The sequence below is a fragment of the Streptomyces sp. NPDC001549 genome, assembly GCF_042894025.1.
GTDB lineage: Bacteria > Actinomycetota > Actinomycetes > Streptomycetales > Streptomycetaceae > Streptomyces > Streptomyces kutzneri.
The window spans coordinates 15640-41844 of the sequence record NZ_JBIAVJ010000024.1 but is presented as its reverse complement, the minus strand read 5'-3'; the positions used below and the strand labels follow the sequence as shown (position 1 = coordinate 41844).

The 26205-nt window shown below is 73.8% G+C and carries 21 protein-coding genes; 18 read left to right on the top strand and 3 right to left on the bottom strand.

All coding sequences use genetic code 11. From position 1 onward, the window contains the following. Nucleotides 1-142 precede the first annotated feature (142 nt). Both ACFY04_RS31865 and hemL read right to left on the bottom strand, forming a co-directional pair. Nucleotides 143-850: a histidine phosphatase family protein gene (locus ACFY04_RS31865; protein ID WP_389122089.1), complete on the bottom strand. Its 708-nt coding sequence runs from the start codon at nt 848-850 to the stop codon at nt 143-145. Continuing rightward, nucleotides 847-2169 (bottom strand): glutamate-1-semialdehyde 2,1-aminomutase, encoded by a 1323-nt coding sequence (gene hemL, locus ACFY04_RS31860; protein ID WP_314247881.1) that lies wholly within the window; start codon nt 2167-2169, stop codon nt 847-849. The genes ACFY04_RS31865 and hemL overlap by 4 nt, the downstream gene beginning before the upstream one ends. 133 nt (nt 2170-2302) lie before the next feature. On the opposite strand from hemL, the gene ACFY04_RS31855 reads away from it, so the two are divergent. Both ACFY04_RS31855 and ACFY04_RS31850 read left to right on the top strand, forming a co-directional pair. Next, a complete protein-coding gene (locus ACFY04_RS31855; protein WP_389122087.1) occupies nt 2303-2902 on the top strand; it encodes a hypothetical protein in 600 nt (199 codons plus the stop codon). 387 nt (nt 2903-3289) lie between these two features. After that, nucleotides 3290-5374, top strand: a complete 2085-nt coding sequence (locus ACFY04_RS31850) for a DUF4157 domain-containing protein (protein ID WP_389122084.1) — start codon at nt 3290-3292, stop codon at nt 5372-5374. A gap of 221 nt (nt 5375-5595) precedes the next feature. Here ACFY04_RS31850 and ACFY04_RS31845 read toward each other — a convergent pair whose 3' ends face one another. Next, nucleotides 5596-6906: a hydrolytic protein gene (locus ACFY04_RS31845; protein ID WP_389122273.1), complete on the bottom strand. Its 1311-nt coding sequence runs from the start codon at nt 6904-6906 to the stop codon at nt 5596-5598. A gap of 216 nt (nt 6907-7122) precedes the next feature. Between ACFY04_RS31845 and ACFY04_RS31840 the strand changes: the two genes are divergently transcribed. The 16 genes from ACFY04_RS31840 to ACFY04_RS31765 all read left to right on the top strand — a co-directional run bounded on the left by ACFY04_RS31840 (nt 7123) and on the right by ACFY04_RS31765 (nt 26186). Then, a complete protein-coding gene (locus tag ACFY04_RS31840) occupies nt 7123-7788 on the top strand; it encodes a response regulator transcription factor (RefSeq protein ID WP_328962158.1) in 666 nt (221 codons plus the stop codon). A 189-nt stretch (nt 7789-7977) separates the two neighbouring features. Continuing rightward, a complete protein-coding gene (locus tag ACFY04_RS31835) occupies nt 7978-11178 on the top strand; it encodes a hypothetical protein (RefSeq protein WP_389122081.1) in 3201 nt (1066 codons plus the stop codon). Next, nucleotides 11175-11879 carry a DUF4255 domain-containing protein gene (locus tag ACFY04_RS31830; protein ID WP_389122079.1) on the top strand — a complete coding sequence of 235 codons (705 nt, stop codon included), beginning with the start codon at nt 11175-11177 and terminating at the stop codon, nt 11877-11879. Before ACFY04_RS31835 ends, ACFY04_RS31830 begins: the two co-directional genes overlap by 4 nt. Continuing rightward, a complete protein-coding gene (locus tag ACFY04_RS31825) occupies nt 11876-13969 on the top strand; it encodes an ATP-binding protein (RefSeq protein WP_389122077.1) in 2094 nt (697 codons plus the stop codon). The genes ACFY04_RS31830 and ACFY04_RS31825 overlap by 4 nt, the downstream gene beginning before the upstream one ends. 169 nt (nt 13970-14138) lie before the next feature. Then, on the top strand, nt 14139-15698 hold the full coding sequence (locus ACFY04_RS31820) for a phage tail sheath family protein (RefSeq protein ID WP_389122075.1): 1560 nt from the start codon (nt 14139-14141) through the stop codon (nt 15696-15698). 35 nt (nt 15699-15733) lie between these two features. After that, a complete protein-coding gene (locus ACFY04_RS31815; protein ID WP_030388073.1) occupies nt 15734-16174 on the top strand; it encodes a phage tail protein in 441 nt (146 codons plus the stop codon). After that, entirely contained in the window at nt 16171-16668 is a 498-nt protein-coding gene (locus ACFY04_RS31810; RefSeq protein ID WP_030722527.1) for a zinc-ribbon domain-containing protein, read from the top strand. Before ACFY04_RS31815 ends, ACFY04_RS31810 begins: the two co-directional genes overlap by 4 nt. After that, nucleotides 16665-16823: a DUF6760 family protein gene (locus ACFY04_RS31805; protein ID WP_389122073.1), complete on the top strand. Its 159-nt coding sequence runs from the start codon at nt 16665-16667 to the stop codon at nt 16821-16823. Before ACFY04_RS31810 ends, ACFY04_RS31805 begins: the two co-directional genes overlap by 4 nt. 4 nt (nt 16824-16827) lie before the next feature. After that, nucleotides 16828-19782, top strand: a complete 2955-nt coding sequence (locus tag ACFY04_RS31800) for a hypothetical protein (protein ID WP_389122070.1) — start codon at nt 16828-16830, stop codon at nt 19780-19782. Nucleotides 19783-19816: 34 nt separating this feature from the next. After that, nucleotides 19817-20242, top strand: coding sequence for a phage tail protein (locus ACFY04_RS31795; RefSeq protein ID WP_030722533.1), 426 nt, complete (start codon nt 19817-19819; stop codon nt 20240-20242). Nucleotides 20243-20306: 64 nt separating this feature from the next. Next, the gene (locus ACFY04_RS31790; protein ID WP_389122067.1) at nt 20307-21032 is read left to right on the top strand and encodes a LysM peptidoglycan-binding domain-containing protein; all 726 of its coding nucleotides are present in this window, start codon (nt 20307-20309) and stop codon (nt 21030-21032) included. After that, nucleotides 21029-22846 carry a VgrG-related protein gene (locus ACFY04_RS31785; protein WP_389122065.1) on the top strand — a complete coding sequence of 606 codons (1818 nt, stop codon included), beginning with the start codon at nt 21029-21031 and terminating at the stop codon, nt 22844-22846. The genes ACFY04_RS31790 and ACFY04_RS31785 overlap by 4 nt, the downstream gene beginning before the upstream one ends. 64 nt (nt 22847-22910) lie before the next feature. Then, nucleotides 22911-23228, top strand: coding sequence for a PAAR domain-containing protein (locus ACFY04_RS31780; RefSeq protein WP_389122062.1), 318 nt, complete (start codon nt 22911-22913; stop codon nt 23226-23228). Next, complete coding sequence (locus ACFY04_RS31775) at nt 23228-23650, top strand: GPW/gp25 family protein (RefSeq protein WP_030722541.1); 423 nt, start codon at nt 23228-23230, stop codon at nt 23648-23650. Before ACFY04_RS31780 ends, ACFY04_RS31775 begins: the two co-directional genes overlap by 1 nt. Next, nucleotides 23650-25617, top strand: a complete 1968-nt coding sequence (locus tag ACFY04_RS31770) for a putative baseplate assembly protein (RefSeq protein ID WP_389122059.1) — start codon at nt 23650-23652, stop codon at nt 25615-25617. Before ACFY04_RS31775 ends, ACFY04_RS31770 begins: the two co-directional genes overlap by 1 nt. Then, on the top strand, nt 25614-26186 hold the full coding sequence (locus ACFY04_RS31765; protein WP_389122057.1) for a phage tail protein: 573 nt from the start codon (nt 25614-25616) through the stop codon (nt 26184-26186). The genes ACFY04_RS31770 and ACFY04_RS31765 overlap by 4 nt, the downstream gene beginning before the upstream one ends. Nucleotides 26187-26205 lie beyond the last annotated feature (19 nt).

Sequence of the window (26205 nt, the reverse complement as noted above, 5' to 3'; positions counted from 1 at the left end):
CGAAGTCCATATAAACGGACAATCAGATCGGACATGCGAGCTGACACGGTGATTCCCGCGCGACTTGTATTTACTTGGGCCGAACCGTAACGGCCTGTAACAGTCGGTCGATCAAGACCCGATCAGGCCGGCCGGGCCCGGATCAGGCGCCGAACGCCTTGGACGCACCCTTCACCGGCTTGGCCCCGGCCAGCAGATGGGCCGGGACCAGGTCCCGGGCCGGCTCGCTGTAGCCCACCGACACCAGCTTGTCGCCCTGGAAGGTGAAGGAGGTCATCGAGGCGAGCGTGCACTGCCGGCGCCGCGGGTCGTGCCACAGCCGGCGCTTCTCCGCGAAGCTGCGCACGATCCAGATCGGCAGCTGATGGCTGACCGCCACCGCCTCACGGCCGCGGGCCGCGTCGCGCGCCGCCTCCAGCGCGCTCATCATCCGGACGACCTGCTCGACGTACGGCTCGCCCCAGGACGGCTTGAACGGGTTCGTCAGGTGCTTCCAGTTGCCGGGCTTGCGCAGCGCGCCGTCACCGACGCCGAAGGTCTTGCCCTCGAAGACGTTCTCCGCCTCCAGCAGCCGCGCGTCGGTCGCCAGGTCCAGGCCGTGGACCTTGGCGATCGGCTCCGCCGTCTCCTGCGCGCGCTCCAGCGGGGAGGACACCACGTAGGCGATGTCCCGGCCCTTGAGGTGCTCGGCGACCCTGTCCGCCATCTGCCGGCCCAGTTCGGAGAGGTGGTAGCCGTCACGGCGCCCGTAGAGCACACCCTCGGGGTTGTGCACCTCACCGTGGCGCACCAGGTGCACGACGGTGAGCTCGGGGGCGGCGGGCGTGGCGGGCGTGGCGCTGCTGCTCATGCGGTGGCCTCCGCGGCGGCTCGGGCGGCGGCCGGCAGCGCCGCCGCGATGCGCTCGATCGCCTTCTCGTCGTGGGCGGTGGAGACGAACCAGGACTCGAAGGCGGACGGCGGCAGGTAGACACCCTGCGCCAGCATCGAGTGGAAGAAACCGTTGAAACGGAAGCTCTCCTGCTTCTTGGCGTCGTCGTAGTTGCGCACCTCGTCCTCGGTGAAGAAGACGGAGAACATGTTGGACGCGGTCTGCAGCCGGTGCGCCACGCCCTCCTTGGTGAGCGCGCCGGTGACCAGGCCCTGGATCTCCTTCGAGACCGCGTCGACCTTCTCGTACGCGGCCGCGTCCAGCAGGCGCAGCTGCGCGAGACCGGCGGCGGTGGCGATCGGGTTACCGGAGAGCGTGCCGGCCTGGTAGACGGGACCGGCGGGGGCGAGGTGGCCCATGACGTCGGCGCGGCCGCCGAAGGCCGCGGCGGGGAAGCCGCCGCCCATGACCTTGCCGAAGGTCATCAGGTCGGGCTTGACCCCGTCGACGCCGTACCAGCCGGCGCGGGAGGTCCGGAAGCCGGTCATGACCTCGTCGGAGATGTAGAGCGCGCCGTTCTCCCGGCAGAGGTCCGCGAGCCCCTGGTTGAAGCCCTCGGCGGGGGTCACCACACCCATGTTGCCGGGCGCGGCCTCGGTGATCACGCAGGCGATCTCGCCGGGGTGCGCGGCGAAGGCCGCCCGTACCGCTTCGAGGTCGTTGTAGGGGAGGACGATCGTGTCGCCGGCCTGCGCGCCCGTCACACCGGGGGTGTCCGGAAGCGCGAAAGTCGCCAGACCGGAACCGGCGGCGGCCAGCAGCGCGTCCACGTGACCGTGGTAGCAGCCGGCGAACTTCACGACCTTGGCGCGACCGGTGAAGCCGCGGGCCAGCCGGATCGCCGACATGGTCGCCTCGGTGCCCGAGGAGACCAGGCGGACCTGCTCCACGGGTTCGATGCGCGCGACGATCTCCTCGGCGAGCGCCACCTCGCCCTCACCGGGCGTACCGAAGGAGGTACCGCGGGCGACGGCCGCCTGGACGGCCTCGATCACCTCGGGGTGCGAATGGCCGAGGATCATCGGCCCCCACGAGCACACGAGGTCGACGTACTCACGACCGTCGGCGTCGGTGAGGTACGGACCGGTCCCGGACACCATGAACCGGGGCGTACCGCCCACGGCGCGGAAGGCGCGCACGGGAGAGTTCACGCCGCCGGGGGTCACGAGGGAGGCGCGCTCGAAGAGCGTCTGCGAAACTGGGGCTTCATACGGGTACGGGTAGCTCACACCAGCCATGGTCTCAGAGGCCGCGACAGACTTGCGGACGGGCGTTTCACCGCGTCGCCGCGGGGGAGGTCACTGCCATGATGATCAGGCTGCGTGGCGGGGGCCGCGGGGCCGGGGCGAGCAAGACCAGTCGGGTGGAGATATGCAACGCGGTGGTGGACCGGGCGAGGGAACGGACGGCCTCGATCCGCAGCGCGCCCGCGAGGCCCGCCGCCGGGGCAGGCACCGCCGCCACGGCATGGAGGCGGCCGACGCCGCCCCCGGGCCGGCGACCCCGTCCGAGGACCTGCCCAAGGGCCGTGGCATGGGAGTGACGTACAAGTACTTCGGCGCCCCCGACGGAGCCACGGCTGCCCGGGTCCCGGTCACGATGAGGCCGGAGGAGCTCGGCGGCGACGAGCTCGGCATGGGCGGACTCTTCACCAAGATCAAGCCGGAAACGGTGGCCGCGATGGTCCTCACCGGCATCGAAGGCATACCGCTCCACAAGGTGCCCCCGCTGGAGCTGGTCGTCCTCCACCCCGACTACGCGGTGGTCAAGCTTCCGATGACCGTGGTCGACCCGCTGCGCGGAATCGGCGAGGAATCGGTGGGCGCGGCGGCCTTCATCTGGTCCACGGTCCCGGACCGCGGCGGCCCGAGCGACGCCTTCAACGTCTACCAGCTGCTCCACGAGTGGCAGGATTTCAGCCACCGCCTCCACGAGGCCGGACACCAGCCGTACTGCCTGGTCTGGCCCTGACCCGCCGCGAGGAGCCCGGGCGCCTTCGGCGGGTCCGCCGCGAGGAGCCGGTACAAGGCTGAAGGCCCCGGCATTGCCCTTCAGCACCTGTCCGGGTCTACGCCACGGGTGCACATGGGTAGTGGCAGGTGAGCGGGAGGGGTCTCGTGCGCGCGAAGGCGAATGACCGCAGCGGTTCCACCGGCGAGCAGCCGGTCCGGCCCGACCGCACACCCCGGCCCGGGCAGCCGCGGTCGCCCGTACCGGCGACGGGACGTACCGGCAGGCAGCCGCGGCAGACAGCCTGCAGAGCGGTTGGGTCTTCCCCCGGGTGTGCCCGAACGGGCATGTCGCCGGGCGGACGTCGCGGGTAAGCAGGTGTACGTCCCGCCGCGTCCCCCGAGAGGCATGCCCATGCGTATCCCCGCCCGTGACAAAGCAGCAGCCGATGCCTCCAAGGACAGCTCCGCCCCGTCCCGGCAGGCGCGTACGGCTGAGGAGCGGGCCCCCGCCGCTCCCGCGTCGGCGACACTGCCAGCGCTCCAGCGGTCCGTCGGCAACGCGGCGGTGACGCGCATGCTCGCGGCGGGCCACGGCGCCGGTCCCGGGCACGAGGACGCGCCGGTCCAGCGGGCGACCGCGCATGACGTGCTCCGGTCGCCCGGGCAGCCGCTCGAAGGACCCCTGCGCGAGGAGATGGAGAGCCGGCTCGGCGCCGACTTCTCCGACGTACGGGTCCACTCCGGTCCTCTCGCACAGCGGTCCGCGGCCGAGATGGGGGCCCAGGCGTACACCTCCGGCAGGGACGTCGTGATCGGAGCGGGCGGCGGTGACAAGCACACCCTCGCACACGAGCTCACCCATGTGATCCAGCAGCGGCAGGGGCCGGTCTCGGGGACCGACACGGGCCACGGGCTGCGGGTCAGCGACCCCGGCGACCGGTTCGAGCGGGAGGCCGAGGCCAACGCGAGCCGGGTCATGGCCGGGCCCGCGCCCGTCCAGCGCGCCGCCTGCGAGGAACACGGCACGCACGGCACGCACGGCCCGCACGCCACGCACGCGCCGGGATCCGGCGGGCGGGTCGCCGTCCAGCGCAAGGGGCCCGAGGAGCTCGGCCCCACGCTGCCGGCCGACCCGCCGCGTCCCGGGAAGCTGCTGGGCCGGCTCATGGCGCGCAACCCGGCGCCGGCGGACCCGTTGGTGGCGCAGGTGCGGGCGGGCATCGCCGCGTACGACAGCGATCCCGTCCGCGACCCCATGCACTGCATGATCGAGCTGTCGCGCCTCACGCAGGAGATCGCCCCGGCCGAGGACGACGCGCCCGCGGCCGTCAAGCCCTGGCTGGCCGCCGCGCTCGAGATCGTCAAGGCCGAACTGGTGCTGGTGAACGACCAGCTCGTCCGCGACGCCGAGCTCCCCGACGAGGCGGGGGCGCCGTTCAGCGCGATGACCACGAACGGCATGCTGTGGCAGGAGGCGCAGTGGGCCGACAGCGCGGCCGCGTTCCAGATGCACGGGCCCAGCTACTTCCGCGAGCTGTCGGAGCTCAACCGGGCCGGGATGACCAAGGAGATCGCCGGGGGCCAGGGTGACCGGAACTGGGTCCCCGACGTCAGGACCAAGCTGACGACCGCGCTGCAGCAGAGCGTGCTGTGCCACTACACGGGCAGGTCACGGGCCGAGTCGATGCTCGCCCAGGGACAGATGAAGTCCAAGACCGAGCTGCTCAGGGCGAACCCGGACGCGCCGAACAACTCTGAGGCGTACGACAAGCACGTCCTGGCCAACGAGGGCTTCGTCTTCTTCTTCCTGGAAGTGCAGGACAGCCCGTTCCGGCCGACGCGGTTCAGCGGCGACGACGAACCGGCCCGGATCCAGATCCCGCTCACCGAGTCCCCCCTCATGAGCCAGGGCTGGCTGATGCTCAGCGACTTCGCACAGCGCGAGTACCCCACCGTGCGCGCGCGGCCCGAGGACCCGGCGCAGACGGAGAGCAAGCTGAACACCCGTGAGGACGCCTTCTCGGAGGGGTTCACGCTGCCGGTGCGGAAGTTCGACGTCGGCGCTGGGGCGGCGGCCGGCTCGCTGGACATGGAGGCGGTCATGGACGCGATGGGCAACGAGTCGGACCAGGAGCGAAGGGGGCAGATCCTCTTCTCCACGACCCAGGCTCTGTCGGACGCGCACAGCGCCATGACCTACGGATCCGGTGCGCAGGAGCAGGTCCATTCGGAGCGGCTGCGGTCCAACACCCTGATGGGCCGGGACATCGTGCCGGGTCTGGCGGAGCGGGCCGTCGTGGAGATCCAGCGCCTCGAAGCGGTGAACCCGCAGCTCGCGGACCGGCTCAAGGCGATGTCCGGCGCCGATCTGATGCGTTTCCTCCTCAAGGACCTGCTGCGGCCACAGGCGATGCTGCCGAACACGGTCGACCTCGGCGCGGCCACGGTGGTCCTGGAATCCGGTCAGCAGGTGGGAGTCCCCACGCACTGACCGGACCAAAAGAGAGAGACCAATTCAAGCCATGCTTGGCGCTTCGTCAACTGGCGCCATGGCTACCGGGGTTAACCGTTCCAGGCACTGCCGAAACGAAAGCGTGCGGTTGCGAGGAGAACGCCCGATCGATCCTCAGGAGTACCGATTTCCGGACGCCAGGGCAAAGGCCCCCTTTGCCCTGGCGTACAACCTGACCGACTATGTCCGTGCCGCTCGGGTCACCGGAGGTCGCTCAGCACACCGCTCACGTTGAGCACCTCGTGACACTCCTGCGCCTGACGGCCGGTGGCCGGGGTGCCTGGCTTTGCACAGGTCACCTGCACGGTCACAGTCTGGCTCTCGGCGATGCTGATGGGGGTGACCCAGTGGTAGTCCTGGTTGCGGAACGTCTCCAGCGCGATCGTCGTGATCTTGCGGTCGCCGAAGTCGATCGTCACCACTCCTTCGTCGCCCTGGAAATTCGCGACAACGATGTCCGTGATCCCGAAGGCCTTGCCCGCGGGCACCGTGTAGGTACCGGTCTTGGTCTGCCCGCCACCGGTCTGCAGGTCGATGGTGGCCGAGCTCTGCTGTCCTGCGGCCCCGGTACCGCCGCCTCCGGTACCGCCGCCGGTGCCGCCTCCCGTACCGGCTCCGCCCGCCCCGGGCTGGGTGCCCCTGCCGCCGCCCGGCTGCTTGCCGTCGCCGGTCACCGGGGTCTGCCCGTTCAGGTCCGCGCTGGGCGTCGGCTTCTTCTGGACCGCCTCGTCGGCGGCCTCCTTGGCCGTACTGCGCACGGCCGGACGCACCAGCAGGAACCAGGCGAGCAGCAGCGCGAGCAGCGCGGCCAGTACCGCGAGCAGCCACGTCGGGAAGATCGGGATCTGGACGAACTCCGCATCCAGCGGCGCCCGGACGGGGTCCGGCTCCGGCCGCGCCCTGCCGTCCTCACCGTCACCGTCACTGTGGGCTTCGACTTCGGCCACGGCGACGGTGAACGGCCAGGTCACCGGGGCCCCGAACCACACCGGCCTGCCGGTGCGGACCCGCAGCCCCACCTCCGCCGACTCCCCCGGCTCCAGCTTCAGCGCCGTGGGGGTGAAGGCGAACTTCAGCTCCTCTCCCGCCTGGGCGGGCGTGAAGTCCAGCCGTACGGGGCAGTTGCCCTCGTTGCGCACGGCCAGTCGATAGCGTCCGCGCAGCCAGCCGCGGCGCCGCCTGGGAGCGCTCTCGGCACGCAGCTCCCGGAACTCCTCGATGTGCACGGTGGTCTCGGGGACCCGCACGGCCTCGGGCTGCTCGGTGGGCAGCACACGGACGGCGAGCGGCACGTCCCCCGCCCGTACCTGCGGTGAGCGGGGCGGTGCCAGACGGATCGTCACCGTTTCCGACGTGCCGGGGTAGAGCGAGACGCGCTCGGGTTCCACCGTGGTCCAGGCAGCGCAGTCGCCGACGACCTCCAGGCGGTACGCCTCGACGATGTCGCTGTCGTTGCGGACGGTCAGGCTGGTGGATGCGGTACCGCCCGGCGTCACCGACACCGGCGGAATGTCGAGGCCGGGCGCGCCAGGGCTTGAAGAGGCTGCTGGGGATATCACACCACGACGCTATGCCGCCGCCCCCGCCACCTCCACGGACGCGAGGGCAACGCCCCGGGCAACCCGAATGCCCCTTCAGACGCTCATCAACTACGAGTGCCCAACCACTTGTTGATCATTCCTCTCCATCCGTAACCCCACATACGCATCATGGAACAGGTACGACACATGACCCAGCCTGACAACAACGGACCCGTCTCCTCATCCGGCGCCGGCGAACGGGTCACCGTGGCCGTGTACGCACCGGACCCGATCCTGCACGTCGGGGTCGTCCACCAGCTGCGCCAGCGCCCCGAGATCGAACTCGTCGACGCCGCCGACGGCGCGCAGGTGTCGCTCGTCGCCGTGGACAGCGTGGACGACGAAACGGCCGCCCTGCTGTACCGGCTGCGGCACGACTCCAGCACGCGCACCGGGCTCGTGGTCGGCACGTTCGAATCCGGGGACGCCTTGCAGCGCGCCATCGAATGCGGGGTCACCGCGGTGCTGCGACGCAGCGAGGCCGACCAGGACCAGCTCCTGCGTCTGGTCCTGGCGATAGCCAACGGCGAGGGCATGCTGCCCGGCGACCTGCTCGCCAAGCTCCTCGACCACGTGGGCAGCCTGCAGCGTTCGGCCCTCGACCCGCACGCCGTGTCCCTGTCCACCCTGACCGCGCGCGAGGCCGACATGCTGCGCCTGGTGTCGGAGGGTCTGGACACCGCGGAGATCGCGCGCAAGACCTCGTACTCCGAACGGACCGTCAAGAACGTGCTGCACGAGATCATCACGCGGCTGCACCTGCGCAATCGCACGCACGCGGTCGGCTACGCCCTGCGCAACGGGCTGATCTGACCGTACGGCGGGGAGCCTGCGCGCACGGCGGCAGCCCGCCGGCCCGGGCGGACCGCACCCCCCGCTGCCCGAAAGCGCACCGGGCGCTTCCCCCGGGAGCGGCCCCACGGCCCTGCCGGCCGCACGCGCCGGGCCGCAAGGTGGCGGGGTCATACGTGAAAGCTGTACCGGACTGTGAGGTGGACCGTGATGGGCACGGGTGGCTCCGGCAGTCGTCGACGCCGCTGGGGGAGGGCCGGCGCGCCGTTGCTGCTGCTGGTGCCCTTGCTCGCGGTGACGGCGGCCACCGGCCCGGGCGACGCCGAGGCGCGCCCCCTGGCGGCCGACGCCGGTGACGGCCGGGTCGTGTACGCCGGCACGCGCCACCGCAGCCTGGGCCGGGTGGCGACCGGCACGTCCAGCTCCCCGCTGTTCGGCGAGGGCCCGGCCCACCTGGACACCCAGCCCGCCGCACTGGGCGACCAGCTGGTCTTCGCCGGCCGCCGCGACGAGCGGACCCCGCAGGTCTACCTGCGCTCCGCGGACGGCTCGGTGCGCCGCCTGACCAGCGGCCTGGACGTGGCGAACCCCCGGCTGACCCCGGACGGCCGGTCGGTCGTCTTCGACTCGGCCCAACCCGCCCCGGCCGGCGGCATCCAGCGCGACCTGTGGCTGGTGCGCACCGACGGCACCGCCCTCACCCGGCTGACCGACTCCCCCGCGAACGAGGAACACCCCACGGTGTCGCCGGAAGGCGGACGCCTGGCGTACTCCTCGGACGGCGACGCAGCCGCCGGCCGGCAGGTCTACGTACGCCCCCTGCGGGGCGGCGCAGCCACCCGCGTGACCGACCCCGCCAACGGCAAGGCCACCGAGCCGGTGTGGAACCCGGTGGACGACAAGGCGAACCGGGACGTGATCGCCTACACGGCCACCGGACCGGCCGGGCCCCGCCTGCGGTGGACCGACGGGCGCGGCGACGGCCCGCTGCTGGCGGGCGCCCAGGCGGGCTGGCGTACCCACGGGGCAGCGTGGCTGCCCGACGGGAACGGTGTGCTCTTCCTCAGCCCCGACCGCACCTGTGACTGCGAGGGCGACTGGGACCACGTCTTCCGGGTGCCCGCGCACTCGGCGGACCCGCCCAAGGTGGAGCTCAGCGAGGACCGCGAGGTCGGCTCGCCCACCTGGCTCGGCCCGCTGAACGGCGGCGGCGTCGTCGTCGAGCGGACCTCGGCGGCCGGACCGCACGTGGTGACCCTGCAGGACGCCCGGATGGACGGCTCCGACCCCCGCGACCTCGGCCTGACCATCCTCAAGGAGGACCCGGCGGCCGACACCAACACAGACCCGGCCAAGGATCCGCTGTTCCAGCCCGCACCCGGGTTCGACCCGTGGACCGAGCGGCAGAACTACACGCCCGACGGGCGCCGGATCGTGCTGACCCGCTTCGAGGACACGCCCGACGGACGGATCGAACGGATCTGGACCGCGGACGCCGACGGTTCCCGCGCGGCGGCCATGCCGCTCGCGGGCCGCGGCCCCAAGGACTGGGACACCGACCCCGCGTTCTCCCCCGACGGCCGGTTCCTGGCTTTCACCCGGACCTCGCCCGGCGGCGTCGGCGGTGCCGCGGGCCCCGCGCGCATCCTGATCGCGGACGCCGCCACCGGCGCGATCCGCGGGGAGATCGCCCCGCCCGCCGGCCAGGCCCGGAGCGGCGATGCCCAGCCCACTTGGTCCTCCGACGGCACGACACTGGCCTTCACCCGCAACCTCGTGATCAACGACAAGGGCGGCAACAAGCACATCTGGACCGTGCCCGTGGATCATCTGGACCGGCAGCGCGACCTGAGCGCCACCATGTGTCCCGGTTCCTGCGAAGTCATCGACGACAGCCCGGCGTTCTCACCGGACGGCGCCACCATCGCCTTCAACCGCAAGAACGGCGGCGGCCGCGTCGACGAGCGCAGCGGCATCCTGCTCGCCTCCGCGGCCGGCGGTGCCTGCCGGGTCCTGCTGCCCGACGCCGCCCGCGACCTGCCGGGGGCCTGCGGCCGGGAACTGCCCGAGCCCACGGCCAAGGGACCGTTCCAGCCCCGCGACGCCGCATGGACCGCCGACGGCAAGAGCCTGGTGCTCAGTGCCCGCGGCTCACGGGCCCCCAACAGCCCGGAGAAGCTGAAGCTGGTGGACGTGGCCTCCGGCGACCACAACCTGCTCGTCACGGGCCTGCCGGGCCGCCAGAAGGAGCCCGGCGTGCAGCAGTCGGTGGACCTCGCGGTGCGGGCCCCCGAGAAGGCCGCCCCGCTCACCGTCGGCGGCTCCGGCACGGTCCGGGTGGACGTCGTCAACCAGGGCCCGGCGGCCTCACCCGGTACCCGGCTGACCGTCGCGCCCCCGCTCGGCGTGAGCGTCACCGCGCTCACCGCACCCGGTGCCACGTGTGACGCGGCGGCGCTGACCTGCACCCTGGGCGTGGTGCCCGCCGGCGCCACCGTCCCGGTGACCGTCACCCTCACCGGCGTCACCCCCGGGGACCAGCCGGTGGACTGGTCGGTCACCGGCACCGTGCTCGACCCCCGCCCCAGCGACAACTCCGGACGGACCGTGGTGCCGGTGCGCGAGGCCCCCGTACCCCCGAAGCCGACCCCCACCCCGCCGACTCCGACCCCTGCCCCGCCCACGCCGACTCCGGCCCCGCCCACTCCGACTCCGGCCCCGCCGACGAACCAGCCCACGCCGCAGCCGGAGCCGCCCGCGCCCCCGGCCGGCCCCGGGCTGAGCATCACGGCGCAGCCGAACCCCGGCTACGTCGGCGGCCGCGTCGTCGTCACGTACACCGTCCGCAACGGCCGCAACGCCCTGGCCACCGGCCTGCGGCTGCGCATGGGCCTTCCGCAGGGCGTGCCGAGCGCCGGGCCGCCGCCGGGCTGCGACCAGAACGGGGAGTGCGCACTGCCGGACCTGGCGCCGGGCGCACGGACCGTCCTGCGGGTCGTCCTCAACCCGGACAAGGCGCTCACCGCTCTGGTGACCGGCAGCCTGACCACGACCGGCACGGACGCCGACCCTGGTGACAACACCGCCCAGCAGCAACTGCGCATCCTCCAGCCGCGCATCGTCGCCGTGCCGCCGATCGGCAAGCCCGGCTTCGTCACCTCGGTGCGCGGCGAGGACTTCCCGCCCGGCGTGCCGGTGCGGTTCACGTGGAAGCCGGGCATCACGGCAGCGGCGGCACCGACCTTCCCGCAGCGCGACGGCACGTTCATCGGCCAGCTGCTGATCCTGGCCAAGGATCAGACGGGCCCACGGATCATCACCGCCAGCGGCCCCGGGTTCTCGCCGGTGCAGACCGACTTCCTCGTGGTCAACGGCTCGGTGCAGCCGCCCGACGAGGTGACCCGCCGGTGATCCACGAAGTCGACGAGGGGCTGCGCCGGCTGCTGGCGGAGTCCGGCCTGGAGGCGTCGGGCGTCGAGGTGGTCTTCGACGCCCCGACGAGCGACTGGGCGGCGCGCCGCAGCGCGCCCACGGTCTGCGTGTTCCTGTACGACATCCGCGAGGACCACACCCGGCGCGGCAGCGGCGCGGGCGAGGTGTACGACGCGGACGGGTTCGTCGTCGCGCGCCGCACCCCGCCGCGCTGGTTCGAGCTGACGTACCTGGTCACCGCCTGGGCGAGCCGACCGCAGGACGAGCACCGGCTGCTCTCCCAGGTGCTCTCCTGCCTCGTGAACACCGACACGCTGCCCCCGCACACGCTCACCGGCACGCTCGCCGACCTCGGTCTGCTCGTGGACGTGGACGCGGGCGGCACCGGCATGGACGCACCGGCCGCCTCCGACGTGTGGTCCGCGCTCGGCGGCGAGCTGAAGCCGTCCCTCGGGCTGCGCGTCAAGGCACCGCTGGCGGGCATCAGCAGGACCGCGGCCCCGCCGGTCACCGAGGGGCTCGTCGTGAACTCCGTACCGCAGGCCGCACCGGACGGGGCCGCGGCCGGGCGACGGCTGCGCTACACCGAGCTGGGCGAGCCGGGAGCAGAGGGCTTCGGCGGATCCCGGGAACGACCGGGCGCCCCCGCGCGCCGCCGGCGGGGGGAACGGCAGCCGTGACGCACACCGTCCGGCCGGCGACCGCACCCGCGGTCCCGGCCGACACCACCCCGTACCTGTGGACGCGGCTCCAGCTCGTCGAGGAGCGGGTACGCCGGGCCGTGGAGCTCCGGCGGGCCGTCGATCCCGACCCGGACGACCCCTACCGGGGCCAGTACCTCACGCCCGAGGCGGTCGCCCGTATCCTGGACGCACCGCACGGCCCCGGCCTGCCCGCGCTCGCACCGGCCGCGCCACCGCCCGGCTCTCCGCTCGACGTCCTCGCCGCGCGCTTCGCGCTGGAGCCGCTCGACGTGGACCTGCTCCTGGTGGCCATGGCACCGGACCTGGACGCCCGCTTCGAACGGCTCTACGGCTACCTCAATGACGACCTGACGCGCCGCCGGCCCACCGTCGGCCTCGCCCTCGAACTGTGCGGCCGCACCGGGTCGGCCGCCGCGCGGTTCCGGCTCTCCCCCACCGCACCGCTCGTCGCGGGCGGTCTGGTGGAGGTCACCGAGCCCGAACGGCCGCCCCTGTCACGGGTGCTGGCCGTCCCGGACCGGGTCACCGCCCATCTGCTGGGCGACGCCTCGCCCGACCCGCGTCTGGCCGATGTGCTCGGTCAGGCCCACGACGACCCGGCCGTCGACCCGGCCGAGCTGCGGCGGACCGTCGCCGCGGCCGGCAGCGGCACCCGCCATGTCCACCTGCGGGCCCGCGGCGGCGATCCGCAGGGCCTGGCCGCCGCCGCGCTGCACGCGTGCGGGCCGGGCCCCCTGGCCCTGGACGCGGCGGCACTGGCCCAGCACGCCCGCGCCGTGCCCGAACTCGCCCGCGCCACCGCCCGCGAGGCCCGCCTGACGGGTGCCGGTGTGCTGCTGGGGCCGCTGGAGGAACTGCCCGACAAGCCCGACGAGCGGGCCCGCGTCCTGCGCACGCTGTGCACCGCGCTGCGCGGCATCCCCCTGTTCACCTACGGAACGAGCGGCTGGGAACCCGCCTGGGCGGCCGACACCCCCGTCACCCTGACGGTGGCGGCTCCCACCCCCGACCGGCACGTCACCCGCTGGCGGCACGCGCTGGAGGGCGCCGCCGGAGAACACGGCGCGGGTGGCGACGCCCATGCGCTCGCCCGGTCCGTGTCCGCGCACCGCCTCGACGCCGGGCAGCTGCGGCGCGCCGCCGACACCGCGGTGCGCACCGCCGCGCTCGACGGCCGCCCGCTCTCCCCCGACGGCCTGCGTACCGCCGTACGGGCCCAGAACGGCGCGGGGCTCGCCCGTCTCGCCCGTCGGGTGGAGCCCGCGGTGGGCTGGGACGACCTGGTGCTGCCCGCCCCCACCCACCGCCGGCTGCGTGAACTCGCCGTGCGCGCCCGCCACCGCGACCAGGTGCTCGGGCAGTGGGGCATGCGGCCCGGCGGCGGGCGCGGGCGCGGGGTGATCGCGCTGTTCGCCGGGTCCTCCGGCACCGGCAAGACCATGTCCGCCGAGGTGGTGGCGGCCGACCTGGGCATGGACCTGTACGTGGTGGACCTGTCCACGGTCGTCGACAAGTACGTCGGCGAGACCGAGAAGAACCTGGAGCGGATTTTCACCGAGGCGTCGGCCGTCAACGCGGTACTGCTGTTCGACGAGGCCGACGCGATCTTCGGCAAGCGCTCGGAGGTGAAGGACGCCCACGACAAGCACGCCAACATGGAGTCGGCCTACCTGCTCCAGCGGATGGAGTCGTTCGACGGCATCGCCGTCCTCACCACCAACCTGCGGGCCAACCTCGACGAGGCGTTCACCCGCCGCCTGGACGTGGTCGCGGACTTTCCGGTGCCCGACGCCGCCCAGCGCCTGGCCCTGTGGGAACGGTGCCTGGGCGACCGACTGCCCCGGGCCGGCGACCTCGATCTCGGCTTCTGCGCGGACCGGTTCGAACTGGCCGGAGGCTCGATCCGGGCCTGTGCCGTGACGGCCGCCTACTTCGCGGCCGCGTCGGGTGAACCGCTGACCATGCGCCAGGTGGTGACGGCGGTCGCCCAGGAGTATCGCAAGCTCGGCCGCCTGGTCCTGGAGGGCGAGTTCGGACCGTACCTGAGCCAGGTCACCGGCGTGTGAGCCGTGGCGGCCGACGGGCCGGGCACGGTGCCTGGCCGGTCCGGCGGGGGCGACCGGGAGGGCAGCGCACTTGCCCCCGGCCAGGTCCGAACGCCCTTGTCCCGGGCGGCGGCCGCCGGAAAGGCTGTGGTCAGACCTGATTGCGAAGCCGTAACCCGAAGGAGCGAGCATGCCGACGTACCTCACCCCGGGCGTGTACGTGGAGGAGGTGCAGTCCGGTGCTCGCCCGATCGAAGGGGTCGGCACCGCCGTCGCCGCGTTCGTGGGCTTCGCCCAGAGCGGCCCGTTCCACGAGCCCACGCTGGTCACCAACTGGGACCAGTACAGCCAGCACTTCGGCGGCTTCACCGAGGGCACCTACCTGCCCCACGCCGTCTACGGCTACTTCGCCAACGGCGGCGGCGCCGCGTACGTCGTCCGCATCGGCGGGCCCGCCCAGGGCGCCTCCGCACCGGCCGCCGCGGGCGCCGTCCCCCAGCCCCGCGCCGTCGAGCCGGTCGAGCTCGGCGGGTTCCTGATCGCGGCCCGGCCGGGCGCCACCGGAGTCTCCGTGGAGATCGCCGAAGCGGAGGGCGAGAACCCGCCCGAGGACCGCTTCAAGGTCCTGGTCCGCCAGGGCGAGCAGGTCGCCGAGACCTACGAGGTGTCCGCCCGCAAGAACGTCAAGGGCTACCTCGTCACCCAGGCCCGCGCCTCGAAGCTGATCGAGGTCACCGAGCAGCGTGGCGCCGCCCAGACCCGGCCCGCCGGACAGACCGTCGTCGTGCCCGACGCCTCCGCCGCGTCGCCCGCCGCGGCCGGCCGCGGCGGCGTGGCCCGGCTCGACCCGGCCGAGTACGTCGGCGACTCCGCCGCCCGCACCGGGTTCGCCGGCCTGGAGACCATCGACGAGATCACGATGGTCGCGGTGCCGGACCTGATGAGCGCCTACCAGCGCGGCGACATCGACTCCGAGGGCGTACGCACCGTGCAGCTCGCGGTGATCTCGCACTGCGAGCAGATGGGTGACCGGGTGGCCGTCCTGGACACCCCGCCCGGACTCTCCGCGCAGCAGGTGCGCACCTGGCGCAACGACGAGGCGGGCTACGACTCCCGCTACGCCACCCTCTACTACCCGTGGGTGCGGGTCTTCGACCCGGCCGCCGGGCGCAACACGACCGTCCCGCCGAGCGGCCACGTCGCCGGTGTGTGGGCGCGCAGCGACGCCGAGCGCGGTGTGCACAAGGCCCCCGCCAACGAGGTGATCCGCGGCGCGGTGGACCTGGAACTGCGCCTGAGCAAGGGCGAGCAGGACCTGCTCAACCCGATCGGTGTGAACTGCGTACGGGCCTTCCCCGGCCGGGGCATCCGGATCTGGGGCGCCCGCACCCTCTCCTCGGACCCGGCCTGGCGCTACCTGAACGTGCGCCGCCTCTTCAACTACCTGGAGGAGTCCATCCTCCTGGGTACCCAGTGGGTGGTCTTCGAGCCGAACGACGACCGGCTCTGGTCGAGCATCCGGCGCAACGTCACCGCGTTCCTCACCGAGGAGTGGCGCCGCGGCGCGCTGTTCGGCCGCACGGCGGCGGAGGCGTTCTACGTCAAGTGCGACCGGGACAACAACCCGCAGGAGTCCATCGACCAGGGCCGCGTGGTCTGTGAGATCGGTGTGTCGCCCGTCAAGCCCGCCGAGTTCGTGGTGTTCCGGCTGGCCCAGTTCTCCGACAGCACCAGCCTCATCGACGAGTGACCCTCCGGGGCAGCAAGGAAAGGTGAAGGACAGTCATGGCAGAGGGCGATGCTCTTTCCACCCATATCTTCGGCGTACAGCTCGGCGGCTACCTGGTCGAATCGATCCAGGAGATCAGCGGCCTGACCGTCGAGGAAGAGGTCGTCGAGGTCCGCCAGGTCAGCGCGGAGGGCAAGCAGATCATCCGCAAGCAGCCCGGCGCGCGCCAGGCGGGTGAGGTCACGATCACCCGAGGACTCGACAAGAGCAGCGAGTTCACCAAGTGGATCAAGGAGACCCTGAACAACGGGGCCGTCGACACCGCTCGGCAGAACCTCACCATCGAGATCAAGGACTCCACGGGCGCGACCGTCCGCCGCATCCAGCTGATGCAGGGCTGGGCCTCCAAGTGGGAGGGCCCCTCGCTCAAGGCCGGCGAGTCCGCCGCGGCCACCGAGTCCGTGACCATCGTGTTCGAGGAGATCATCGTCGAATGAGGCGCCGTACGGTGACGGCGGGCAACCTGGAGGAGATACTCCAGGTCACTGCGCCCGCGACGGCCCCGGAGCAGGCGGCGGCGCACCCCTCCGCCGCCGCTCCGGCGGCGCGCGAGGACCACGGGCTGCGGACGGAGTTCGAGTTCGAGCTGCCGCGCGGGTACGTCGACGAGGCGGGCACGGTGCACCGGCACGGCTCGATGCGCCTGGCCACCGCCCGTGACGAACTGCGCCCCCAGATCGACCTGCGGGTCAAGGAGAACCCGGCGTACTTGAGCGTGGTGCTGCTCAGCCAGGTGATCACCCGGCTCGGCACCATCACCGACGTGCACGCCGGGATCGTGGAACGGATGTACGCGACCGACGTCGCGTTCCTCCAGGACTTCTACCGGCGCGTCAACAGCGAGGGGCACACCCGCGCGGCGGTCACCTGCCCGCACTGCGAAGGCGGCTTCGAGGTCGACCTCTCCGGTGGGCGCCTGGGGGAATCGTGACGTACGCCCTCCCCCGGCTCAGGGAGGAGATCGCGTACATCGCCTACCACTTCCACTGGCAACGCGACGAGATCCTCGACCTGACCCACAGCGAGCGCCAGGAGTGGGTCACCGAGATAGCTCGCATCAACACCCGTGTGAACGAAGGCGGTTGAACCCATGGCATGGCGGGACAGGCTGCGTCGGCGCGCCGCCGTGCCGGACGCCGCGACCGCGGCGCCGGTAGCCCGGAAAACGGCTGCCGCGCGGGACGTGACCGTACCCGGCGACTGGGACGGCGGCTGGCGCATGACGGCGCCGCCCGTACTGACCGTGTCCCGCGCGGCCATGAGCGTCAGCGACGGGCTCGCCTTCCGGTCCGGCCTGGCCGCGTGGCGCGATCCGTCGTTCGACACCGGGCTCGCCCACGCCGTGCTGCCGTCCGCTCCGGCCGGCCTCGTGCGCGGGGTCACCCGCCCCGCCGGTCCCCGCTCCGCCGCCAGCGGTGGTGGCCCGCTGCTGCTGCGGGCGCTGCGGCAGCCGCAGGAAGCGGAGCAGCCCCCGGCTCCGGATACACCCGGCGCACCGGGCGCACCGCGGAAGGGCGACACCCCGCAGATCTCGCGCCGGGTGCGCTCCGACGCCCCCTCGTCCGGCGCTACGTCGTCCCGTCCGGGCAACCCGGGCACCCGCGGCCCGGCCACCGATCCGATGACGCCCGGAACGGGCGCGCCCGCGCACTCCTCGGCCGTACTCGGCACACCCGCTCCCGCCGTACAGCGGGCAGGGGCCACGGGCAACGGCGCCGCGGCCCCTGCCGCGCCCGGGCCTGCGCCGGCGGCGCCGCGGTTCCCGCTGGTCCGCCGTATCGCGGTGGTCCCCGACACGTCGGCGAGCCGGGGAGCGTCCGCTGGGGGTGCGGCCCGGTCCCTGTCCGGTCCGCCCGTCCAGCGTGCCGCGGCGGGCCCGTCCGGCTCCACGGAGTCCGCGTCCACCCCGGCGGCCGCAGGTGCCCGTCCCGGCCGCACGGGCGGGGAGCCCGCCGCCGGTGGGGCCCCCGGCACCGCCGTGGTCCGGCCGCGCGCCGTCGGCCGCACGCTCACCGTCGCCCGGGTCCCTGCCGCGCCCCGGCGCCGCGTGCCCGTCGTCCGACCCGCCCCCCTGCACACGGCCACGGCCGCCCCGGTCGCGCCCGTACAGCGCGCGGGCGGTCGCGCACCGCTCGGCACGCCCGTCACCGAACTGCCGTCCACGACCGCGCCGTCCGACCGCCCCGCAACGGCCCCCGCACCCACCCCGGCCATGCCGGTGGTCCAGCGCCAGGCAGAGCCGGCGGCCGAGGACGCCGCCCCGGGTACGCCGCCCGCGCGGCGCGCGGGAAGCCGTCCGGCCACCAGCGCTGCGCCCTCGGACCACTCCGCAGCGGCTCCCGTACCCGTGGTGCCCGTGGTCCAGCGCCAGGCAGAGCCCTCACCCTCCGGTGCGGCCGCCCTCGACCGCGGAGGCCCGCGGCACCGCACGGAGAAGCCCGCCGCGGGGGCCCCGGCACCCGTGCAGCGTGCGGACGGCCGTCCGCCGCTCGGCGCCCCCCTCACCGAACTGCCGCCCACGGCCACGCCGCCGGACCGCCCCACGACGGCCCCCGCACCCACCCCGGCGATGCCCGTCGTCCAACGCCAGGCCGAGCCCTCGGCCGATGGCTCCGCCACGCCCGCCGACAGCGGGCCGAAGCCCACCGCCCAGCACCGGGCGGAGCCCGCCGCCGGCTCCGGCACGGCCGTACAGCGTGTCGAGAGCCGTCCGCCGCTCGGCGCCCCTCCCGCCGAACTGCCGCCCACGGCCACGCCGCCGGACCGCCCCACGACGGCCCCCGCACCCACCCCGGCGATGCCCGTCGTCCAACGCCAGGCGGAACCCTCGGCCGATGGCTCCGCCACGCCCGCCGACAGCGGGCCGACGCCCGCAGCCGGCCCCGAGGCGCCCGTGCAGCGTGCGAGGACCCGCGCACCGCTCGGGGCGCCGCTCACCGAACTGCCCGCCACAGCCGTGCCGTCGGACCGCCCCGCAACGGCTCCGGCGACCGCCCCGGCGATGCCCGTCGTCCAACGCCAGGCGGAACCCTCGGCCGACCCCTCGGCCGACCGCGGGTCAGGCCCGGGACGGTCCGCGCCGCGTGTCCGCACCGGCCTGGGGGCGCCGCTGCCCGCGCTGCCGCCGAGCGCGGCCCTGCCCTCGTCCCCCTCGTCCCGGCCCCGGGCGGCCCGGCCCGTCTCCCCCGCCGACGTCCAGCGCGCGTCCGCGCCCGGGCCGACGGTGCCGACGGTTCATGCGCCCGTGCTGGGAGCAGGCGGCGTACAGAGCCGTACCGCCGCCCCCGGCACCCCCCGGACCGGCCGCCCCGGTGCACCCCCCGGGGCGGCCCACCCGGTTCCGCTGGTCGTCGCCCCCGCTGTCGCCGACCGGAGCGCAGCCCCGCACCGCACCCTCCAGCTCCTGGCGTCCCGGCCCCTGTCCCTCGGCACCCGTGACATGGGGAGCGCGGCCGCCCCCGCTCCCCGCCCGGCGAGCCGTCCCGTGGTCGCCGCCCGCTGGCCCAGCCCGCCCGCCGCACCGCAGCAGGTCCAGCGGGCCGCGGTAGACGCGCCGCGCGGAACGACCCCGCCGCTGCCCGCGCACGCAGTGCGTGCCGTACGTCCCGTGCGCCCCGCACCCGCGAAGGCTCCCACCCGCGCCCCGGCCACTCCTCTCCCCGTGACCCGCACGCACGCACCGCCGCTCGTGGTCCAGCCGGCCCCGGCCGCGTCGCCGGCGCAGCCCGTACCCGTCGTGCGCCCCAGGACACCCGCCCCCGCCGGCAATCCGGGAGCGACCGGCCCGGCGGTACCGGCGCCGGGCGTCCCCCGTCCGGCGGGCCCGCCACCGGTGCAGCGCACCCCGGGCGGGACCCGGACCGGCACCGGACCGGCCGGGGGCGCGGGGCCCGCCCCGGCCGACCGGCACGCGGCACCGCAGGTCCCCGACTCCGATCTGGACGACCTCGCCCGCCGCCTGCTGGATCCGGTCGCCCGCCTGCTGCGCACCGAGTTGCGGCGCGGCCGGGAACGCGCGGGCCGGCCCTTCGACGGCCGCCGCTGAGAACGCGTACGAACGAGAAACGGACGACGGACCGATGACGGACAACATCTTCGCGACCAGCGTGTTCTTCCGGCTGGCGATCGGCGGCAACGACCTGGGCGCCTTCCACACCTGCTCCGGCATGGGCGCCGAGGTCGAGATGGAGAGCTACGCCGAGGGCGGCAACAACGGCTTCACCTGGCAGCTTCCGGGCCGCGTGACCTGGTCGAACATCACCCTCAGCCGGCCCGTCACCGCCGACACGGCGAAGATCGGCCGCTGGCTGGACGAGACGCTGCGCCGGGTCGAGCCCAAGGACGGGGAGATCGTGGCACTGCGGCCCGACCTGAGCCGGATCATCAGCTGGCAGGTGTTCGGGATCGTCCCGGTCCGGTGGCAGGGGCCGTCCTTCGACCCCGCCAACTCCGCGGCGGCGGTGGAGACGTTGGAGATCGCCCACCAGGGGCTGCTGCCCTCCTGACCGCCCTCCGCCCCCGCCCGCATTCGTCCCCCTCGTCGCCCCGCTCCGGAAGGGAGTCCACGCCATGGCCTCATCGGCACGCGCCAGCCGCGCCAGGGCCCAGCTCACCCTCAAGGAGCCCCCGGCCTCGGTGGGGGCCAAGCCGGGCGGGGTGATCGCGAAGCTCGATCTCCAGTTCAACCCGTCGACCCTGCAGCTGGGCAAGACCACCGAGTGGCGGCGCTCCCCGTCCCGGATGGCCGGGCAGTCGGCGCTGCCCGAGTTCGTGGGCAGCGGTCCGCGCACCCTGAGCCTGGATGTGTTCCTGGACGCCACCGCCACCCACGACAACTCGGTGGAGCAGGCGGTGGAGAAGCTGATGAAGGCGTGCGTACCGACCCCGGCCAGCCTCGGCCGCAAGAAGCCGGCGAGCCCCTGGGTGCGCTTCGAGTGGGGCAGCGCGCGGACGACGTCGTTCGACGGTGTCCTGTCGAACCTGTCGGTGTCGTACACGCTCTTCGACGTGGACGGCAAGCCGCTGCGGGCCACCTGCTCGCTGTCCATCGAGGAGGCGAGCGTCGACCCGCCGGGCCAGAACCCGACCTCCGGCTCACGCACCGCCCGCAGCACGCACATCGTGGTGGCGGGCGACAGCCTGGCGATGCTCGCCTGGCGCGAGTACGGCGACGCGACGGCCTGGCGGGCCATTGCGGAGGCCAACGGCATAGACGACCCGATGGCACTCGTCCCCGGCACCGAGATCGTGGTGCCGGGCACGCAGGACCAGCACGGCGAGGAGGAGCAGCGGTGAGCGGATCCGAATCCGGAGGCCGGTCGTTCGCGGCCGACCCGATCGTGGAGGCCCCCGGCGAACTGCCGCCGATCTGGGCGGCGCAACTGGTGAGCTGTGTGGTGGACGAGAACGTGGGCCTGCCGGACACCGCGGTGCTCACCTACCGCGACCCCGACCACGAGTTCCTGCGCGCCACCGGAATCACCATCGGCTCCCCGCTGCGGGTGTCGGTGATGACTGTGAAGGGGCAGGCGCGGGAGCGGCTGTTCAACGGCGAGGTCACGGCCCTGGAGATCGACCGGGACCGCACCGGCTCGTTCACCGTCGTCCGCGCCTACTCCAAGGCGCACCGCCTCCAGCGCGGCCGGAAGGTCGTGGCGTACCGGAACATGACGGCCGCCGCGATCGTCCGCAAGGTGGCCGCCGGAGCCGGCCTGGCCGTCGGGAAGGTGGAGGCGGCGCCGGTGACGTACAAGCAGCTGTCCCAGGCGAACGTCTCCGACTGGGACTTCCTGCAGTACCTCGCGGGCGAGAGCGGCGCGCAGGTGCGCGTCGACGACCAGGGGCTGCTCCAGTTCACCCGGCCCGTGAAGGCGTCCGGGGCGCCCGCCCCGTCGACATCGGCCGTGCGCAATCCGATGGTCCTGGAGTACGGGAGGAACCTCCTCGCCCTGCGGGCCGCACTGTCCGCGGCCGACGGCTCCTCGACCGTGCAGGTGCGCGGCTGGGACGTGACCACCAAGCGGCCACTGGTCGCCCAGCAGCCGTCGGTGGTCAGCGACACGGTCGCGCCGGGCCTCAGCCCCCAGCTCGCCGCACGCTTCGGCAAGTCGGCCGTGGCCGTCACCGACACTCCGTACCGTACGCAGGCCGAGACCACGGCGGTCGCGAAGGCGGCGGCGGACCGGATCAGCTCCGGTTTCGGCGAGCTGGAGGCGGTGGCCGAGGGGAACCCGCTGCTGCGGGCGGGCAAGGCGGTCGCGCTCGGCAACGTGGGGCAGGCGTTCTCCGGCCGGTACACGGCGACTGCCGTGCAGCACGTCCTGGAGCCGCATGGCGGCTACCGCACCACCGTGTGGGTCAGCTCCAGCCCGGACCGCTCCCTCGCCGGCCTGGTGACCGGCGCCAACGCGCCGGGGCGCGGCCCGCGCATCCCGGGGCTCGCGATCGGCGTGGTGACGGACGTGCGCGAGCCGAACGGCTCCCAACGCGGCGCGGTACGGCTGAAGTTCCCCTGGCTGGACGACACCTACGTCACCGACTGGGTGCGCACCGTCCAGTGGGGCGGCAAGGGCGGCGGCGGTGTGGTGAGCCCCGAGGTCAACGACGAGGTGCTCGTCGGGTTCGAACAGGGACTGCTCGACAGCCCGTACGTCATCGGCGGGCTGTACAACGGCGTGGACCAGCCCTCACCGCACGACGTGCCGCTGATCGACAAGACCAGCGGAAAGGTCAACCGCCGCTCGGTGGTGTCGCGTTCGGGCCATCGCGTGGAGCTGCTGGACGCGGCGGCGCCAGGACCCTCCGGGCTGCGGCTGGTGACCGGGGACGAGCGGCTCGAAGTACGCATGGACGACCGCCGGGACCGGATCGAGCTCACCGTGTACGCGGGGCGGGGCCGCCCGCTGACCTCGGTCCTGCTGGACAAGAACGGCATCACGCTCGACGCCCCGCAGGGCACCGTGAAGGTGTCCGGCCGCCAGGTGGACATCGACGGCACCGCCGGGGTCAGCATCGGCGGCCGGTCGGTGCGGGTCAACGGAACCTCGGACGTCACCGTCAACGGCGGTCTGCTCGCCGTCCTCAAGGCCCGGCTCATCCGGATCAACTGAGGCCCCCATGGCCCTTGCCCTTGCCCTTGCCCGCACCCCGACCGCCTTCCCCGAGGAGCCCCCGATGCCAGCCGCAGCCCGTACCGGCGACCCCACCAACCACGGTGGCCGGCTCGCCACGCCGCCGCCCGGCGCCGCCGCGGCGGTGGCGACGGTGCTGATCGGCGGCCTGCCCGCCGCCGTCGTCGGCAGCCTGCACGTCTGCGTGGTCCCGCCGCACGCGGCCATGGGACCGGCCAACGTGATCCTGCCGAACCCGGCCGCCCTCGCCACGGGCACGGTGCTCATCGGCGGGCTGCCCGCCGCACGGGCGCGCGACCAGACCGCGTGCGGCGCGATGGTCCTGACCGGCGCCCCGAACGTCCTGATCGGCGGTGTGTGATGAGCGAACGGTTCATCGGGCGCGGCTGGGCGTTCCCCCTGCGCGTCGGGCCGACCGGCGGGATCGCCATGGTCGAGCGGGAGCGGGAGCTGGAGGAGGCCATCCGCCTGGTCCTGGGCACCGCTCCCGGCGAGCGGCCGATGCGGCCCGAGTTCGGCTGCGGCATCCACGAGTACGTCTTCGCCCCGGGCGACGGCGACACCGCCGGCCGGGTCGCCCAGCAGGTGCGCGAGGCCCTGGAACGCTGGGAGCCCAGGATCGCGGTGGACGAGGTCGTCGTGGCCTTCGACTCCGTGGAGGCGGGCACCCTCTACATCGATGTGCACTACACGGTGCGCACCACCAACGACCGGCGCAACCTGGTCTTCCCCTTCTACACGATCCCCTCCGAGGAGGGGGCCGAGGAAATGGTCGCGGACTGATGGCCCTGCCCTCCCCCAACCTGGACGACCGGCGGTTCCAGCAACTCGTCGACGAGGCGAAGCGGTACGTGCAGCAGCGCGCCCCGGAGTGGACCGACCACAACGTCTCCGATCCGGGCGTCACCCTGATCGAGACGTTCGCCTACCTCGTGGACCAGCTGCTGTACCGGCTGAACCGGGTCCCGGACAAGAACTACCTGGCGTTCCTGGACCTGTTGGACATCCAGCTGTACCCGCCCTCGGCCGCCGCCGCCGAAGTCGACTTCTGGCTGTCGGCTCCACAGCCCGACACGGTGACGCTGCCCGCGGGCACCGAGGCGACCACCGCCGCCGGCGAGACCGAGGAGGCCGTGGTCTTCGCGACCACCGGCGATCTGCGGATCCTGCCGAGCGAGTTGACGCGGCTGGTCACCGCGCCCCGCACCGGCGACCAGACCGACCGGACCGGTGCGCTCGCCGAGGGCCGCGACATACCGTGCTTCCAGGCGACCCCCGAGCCCGGCGACGCGCTGCTGTTCGGCCTGCCGACGGCGGTACCGCGCTGCGTGGTCGCGGTCCGCCTCGACAGCCGCGTCGAGGGCGTCGGTGTCGACCCGCGCCAGCCCCCGCTGGTGTGGGAGGCGTGGGACGGCGGCCGGTGGCAGCGCTGCGAGACCGACTCCGACAGCACCGGCGGCCTCAACCGGCCCGGTGAGATCATCGTGTACGTCCCCGCCGGGCACACCGCATCGCTGATCAGCGGCACCCGCGCGGGCTGGCTGCGCTGCCGGGTCACCGAGCCCGAGCCCGGCCAGCCGTTCTACTCGGAGTCCCCGACCGTGCGCGAGGCCGCCGTCTTCACCGTCGGCGGCACGATGACCGTGGAGCACGCCGAGCGGGTGACCGACGTACCGCTCGGCGCGTCGGAGGGGGTGGCCGGCCAGACCTTCCGGCTCGGCCGCCCGCCCGTGCTGCTCGACGGGGAGCCCCCGGTGGTGGAGGTGTCCTCCCCCGAGGGATGGCAGCGCTGGGACGTGGTGGAGCACTTCGGCCGCTCGGCGCCCGAGGACCGGCACGTCCGCGTGAACGCCACCACCGGCGAGTTCTCGTTCCCACCGGTGCTGCGCGAAGCCGACGGCAGCCTGCGCCCCTGCGGCGCCGTACCGCCCAAGGGCTCCCAGGTCCGTGTGGCCCGCTACCGCACCGGGGGCGGCCCGGCGGGCAACGTCTCGCGCGGCGCCATCTCCGTACTGCGCAGCTCCGTCCCGTACGTCGCCCGGGTCACCAACCGGGAGGCGGCGCGCGGTGGTGTCGCCGGGGAGACGATCGACAACGCCAAGCTGCGGGCGCCGGAGACGCTGCGCATGCAGGAGCGCGCGGTGACCGCCGAGGACTACGAGATCATCGCCCGCCAGGCGGCGCCTTCGGTGCGCCGGGTCCGCTGTCTGCCCGCCACGGACGGTTCCGGCGGCGCGGGCGCGGTACGGGTCCTGGTGGTGCCGGACGCGGTGGCCGACGAGGGCGACCGGCTCCGCTTCGAGCAGATGATCCCCTCCGACCAGGTGCTCACCACGATCACCACGACCCTCGACGAACGGCGCCTGATCGGCACGCGCCTCGTCGTGGAGCCGCCCGTCTACCAGGGCGTCACCGTGGTCGCCCGGCTGTCGGCGCCCGCCGGGGACGCCGACCGGGTGCGCGACGCGGCGCTCGCCGCGCTGTTCCGCCACCTCAACCCGTTGCGCGGCGGGCCCGACGGCACCGGCTGGCCGTTCGGGCGGACCGTGCAGTACGGCGAGGTGTTCGGCGTCCTGCAACGCGCCATCGGGGACGTGCTGGTGGAGGAGATCCGGATGTTCGCCGCCGATCCGATCACGGGGCGGCGCGGCGCCCCGGTCGACCGGATCGACATCGGCGCGGGCGCGCTGGTCTTCTCCTACCAGCACCAGGTGGTCGTGACGGCGCCGGAGCCGGAGGTCCGCGGATGAGCCGCGCCGCCGTCCCCGGCCTGCCCAGCCGGCACCCGATCGGCGAGCAACTCCCCGCGCTGTACGCCGACGACGACTTCGCCCAGCGGTTCACGGCGGGGCTGGACACGGTCCTGGCCCCGGTGTTCACGACCCTCGACAACCTGCCCTCCTACCTCGATCCCCGGCTGGCCCCGGCGGACTTCCTGTCCTGGCTGGCCTCCTGGGTCGGCGGCGTCGACGACCCCCGATGGCCGATCGGGTTGCGGCGCGAGGCGGTGGCACGCGCGGTGGAACTGCACCGATGGCGCGGCACCCGGCGCGGCCTGATCGAGGCCCTGCGCCTGGTACTGGGCGTGTCCGCCGAGGTCAGCGGGGACGGCGGAGCCACCTGGTCCCGTACGGCCGGTGCCGAGCTGCCCCCTCCCCCGGCCGACGAGGTCCTGGTACGGGTGTGGCCGCGCCGCGAGGGCGCGGCGTACGAAGTGGACGCCGACCGGGTCCGCTCGCTCGTCCGCACCCTGTGCCCTGTCCACACGGCCTGTCGGGTGGAGGTCCTGTCCGGGCCGCCCGCGGGTGAGGGGAGGTGACGGCTTTGCGTGCGTGTCC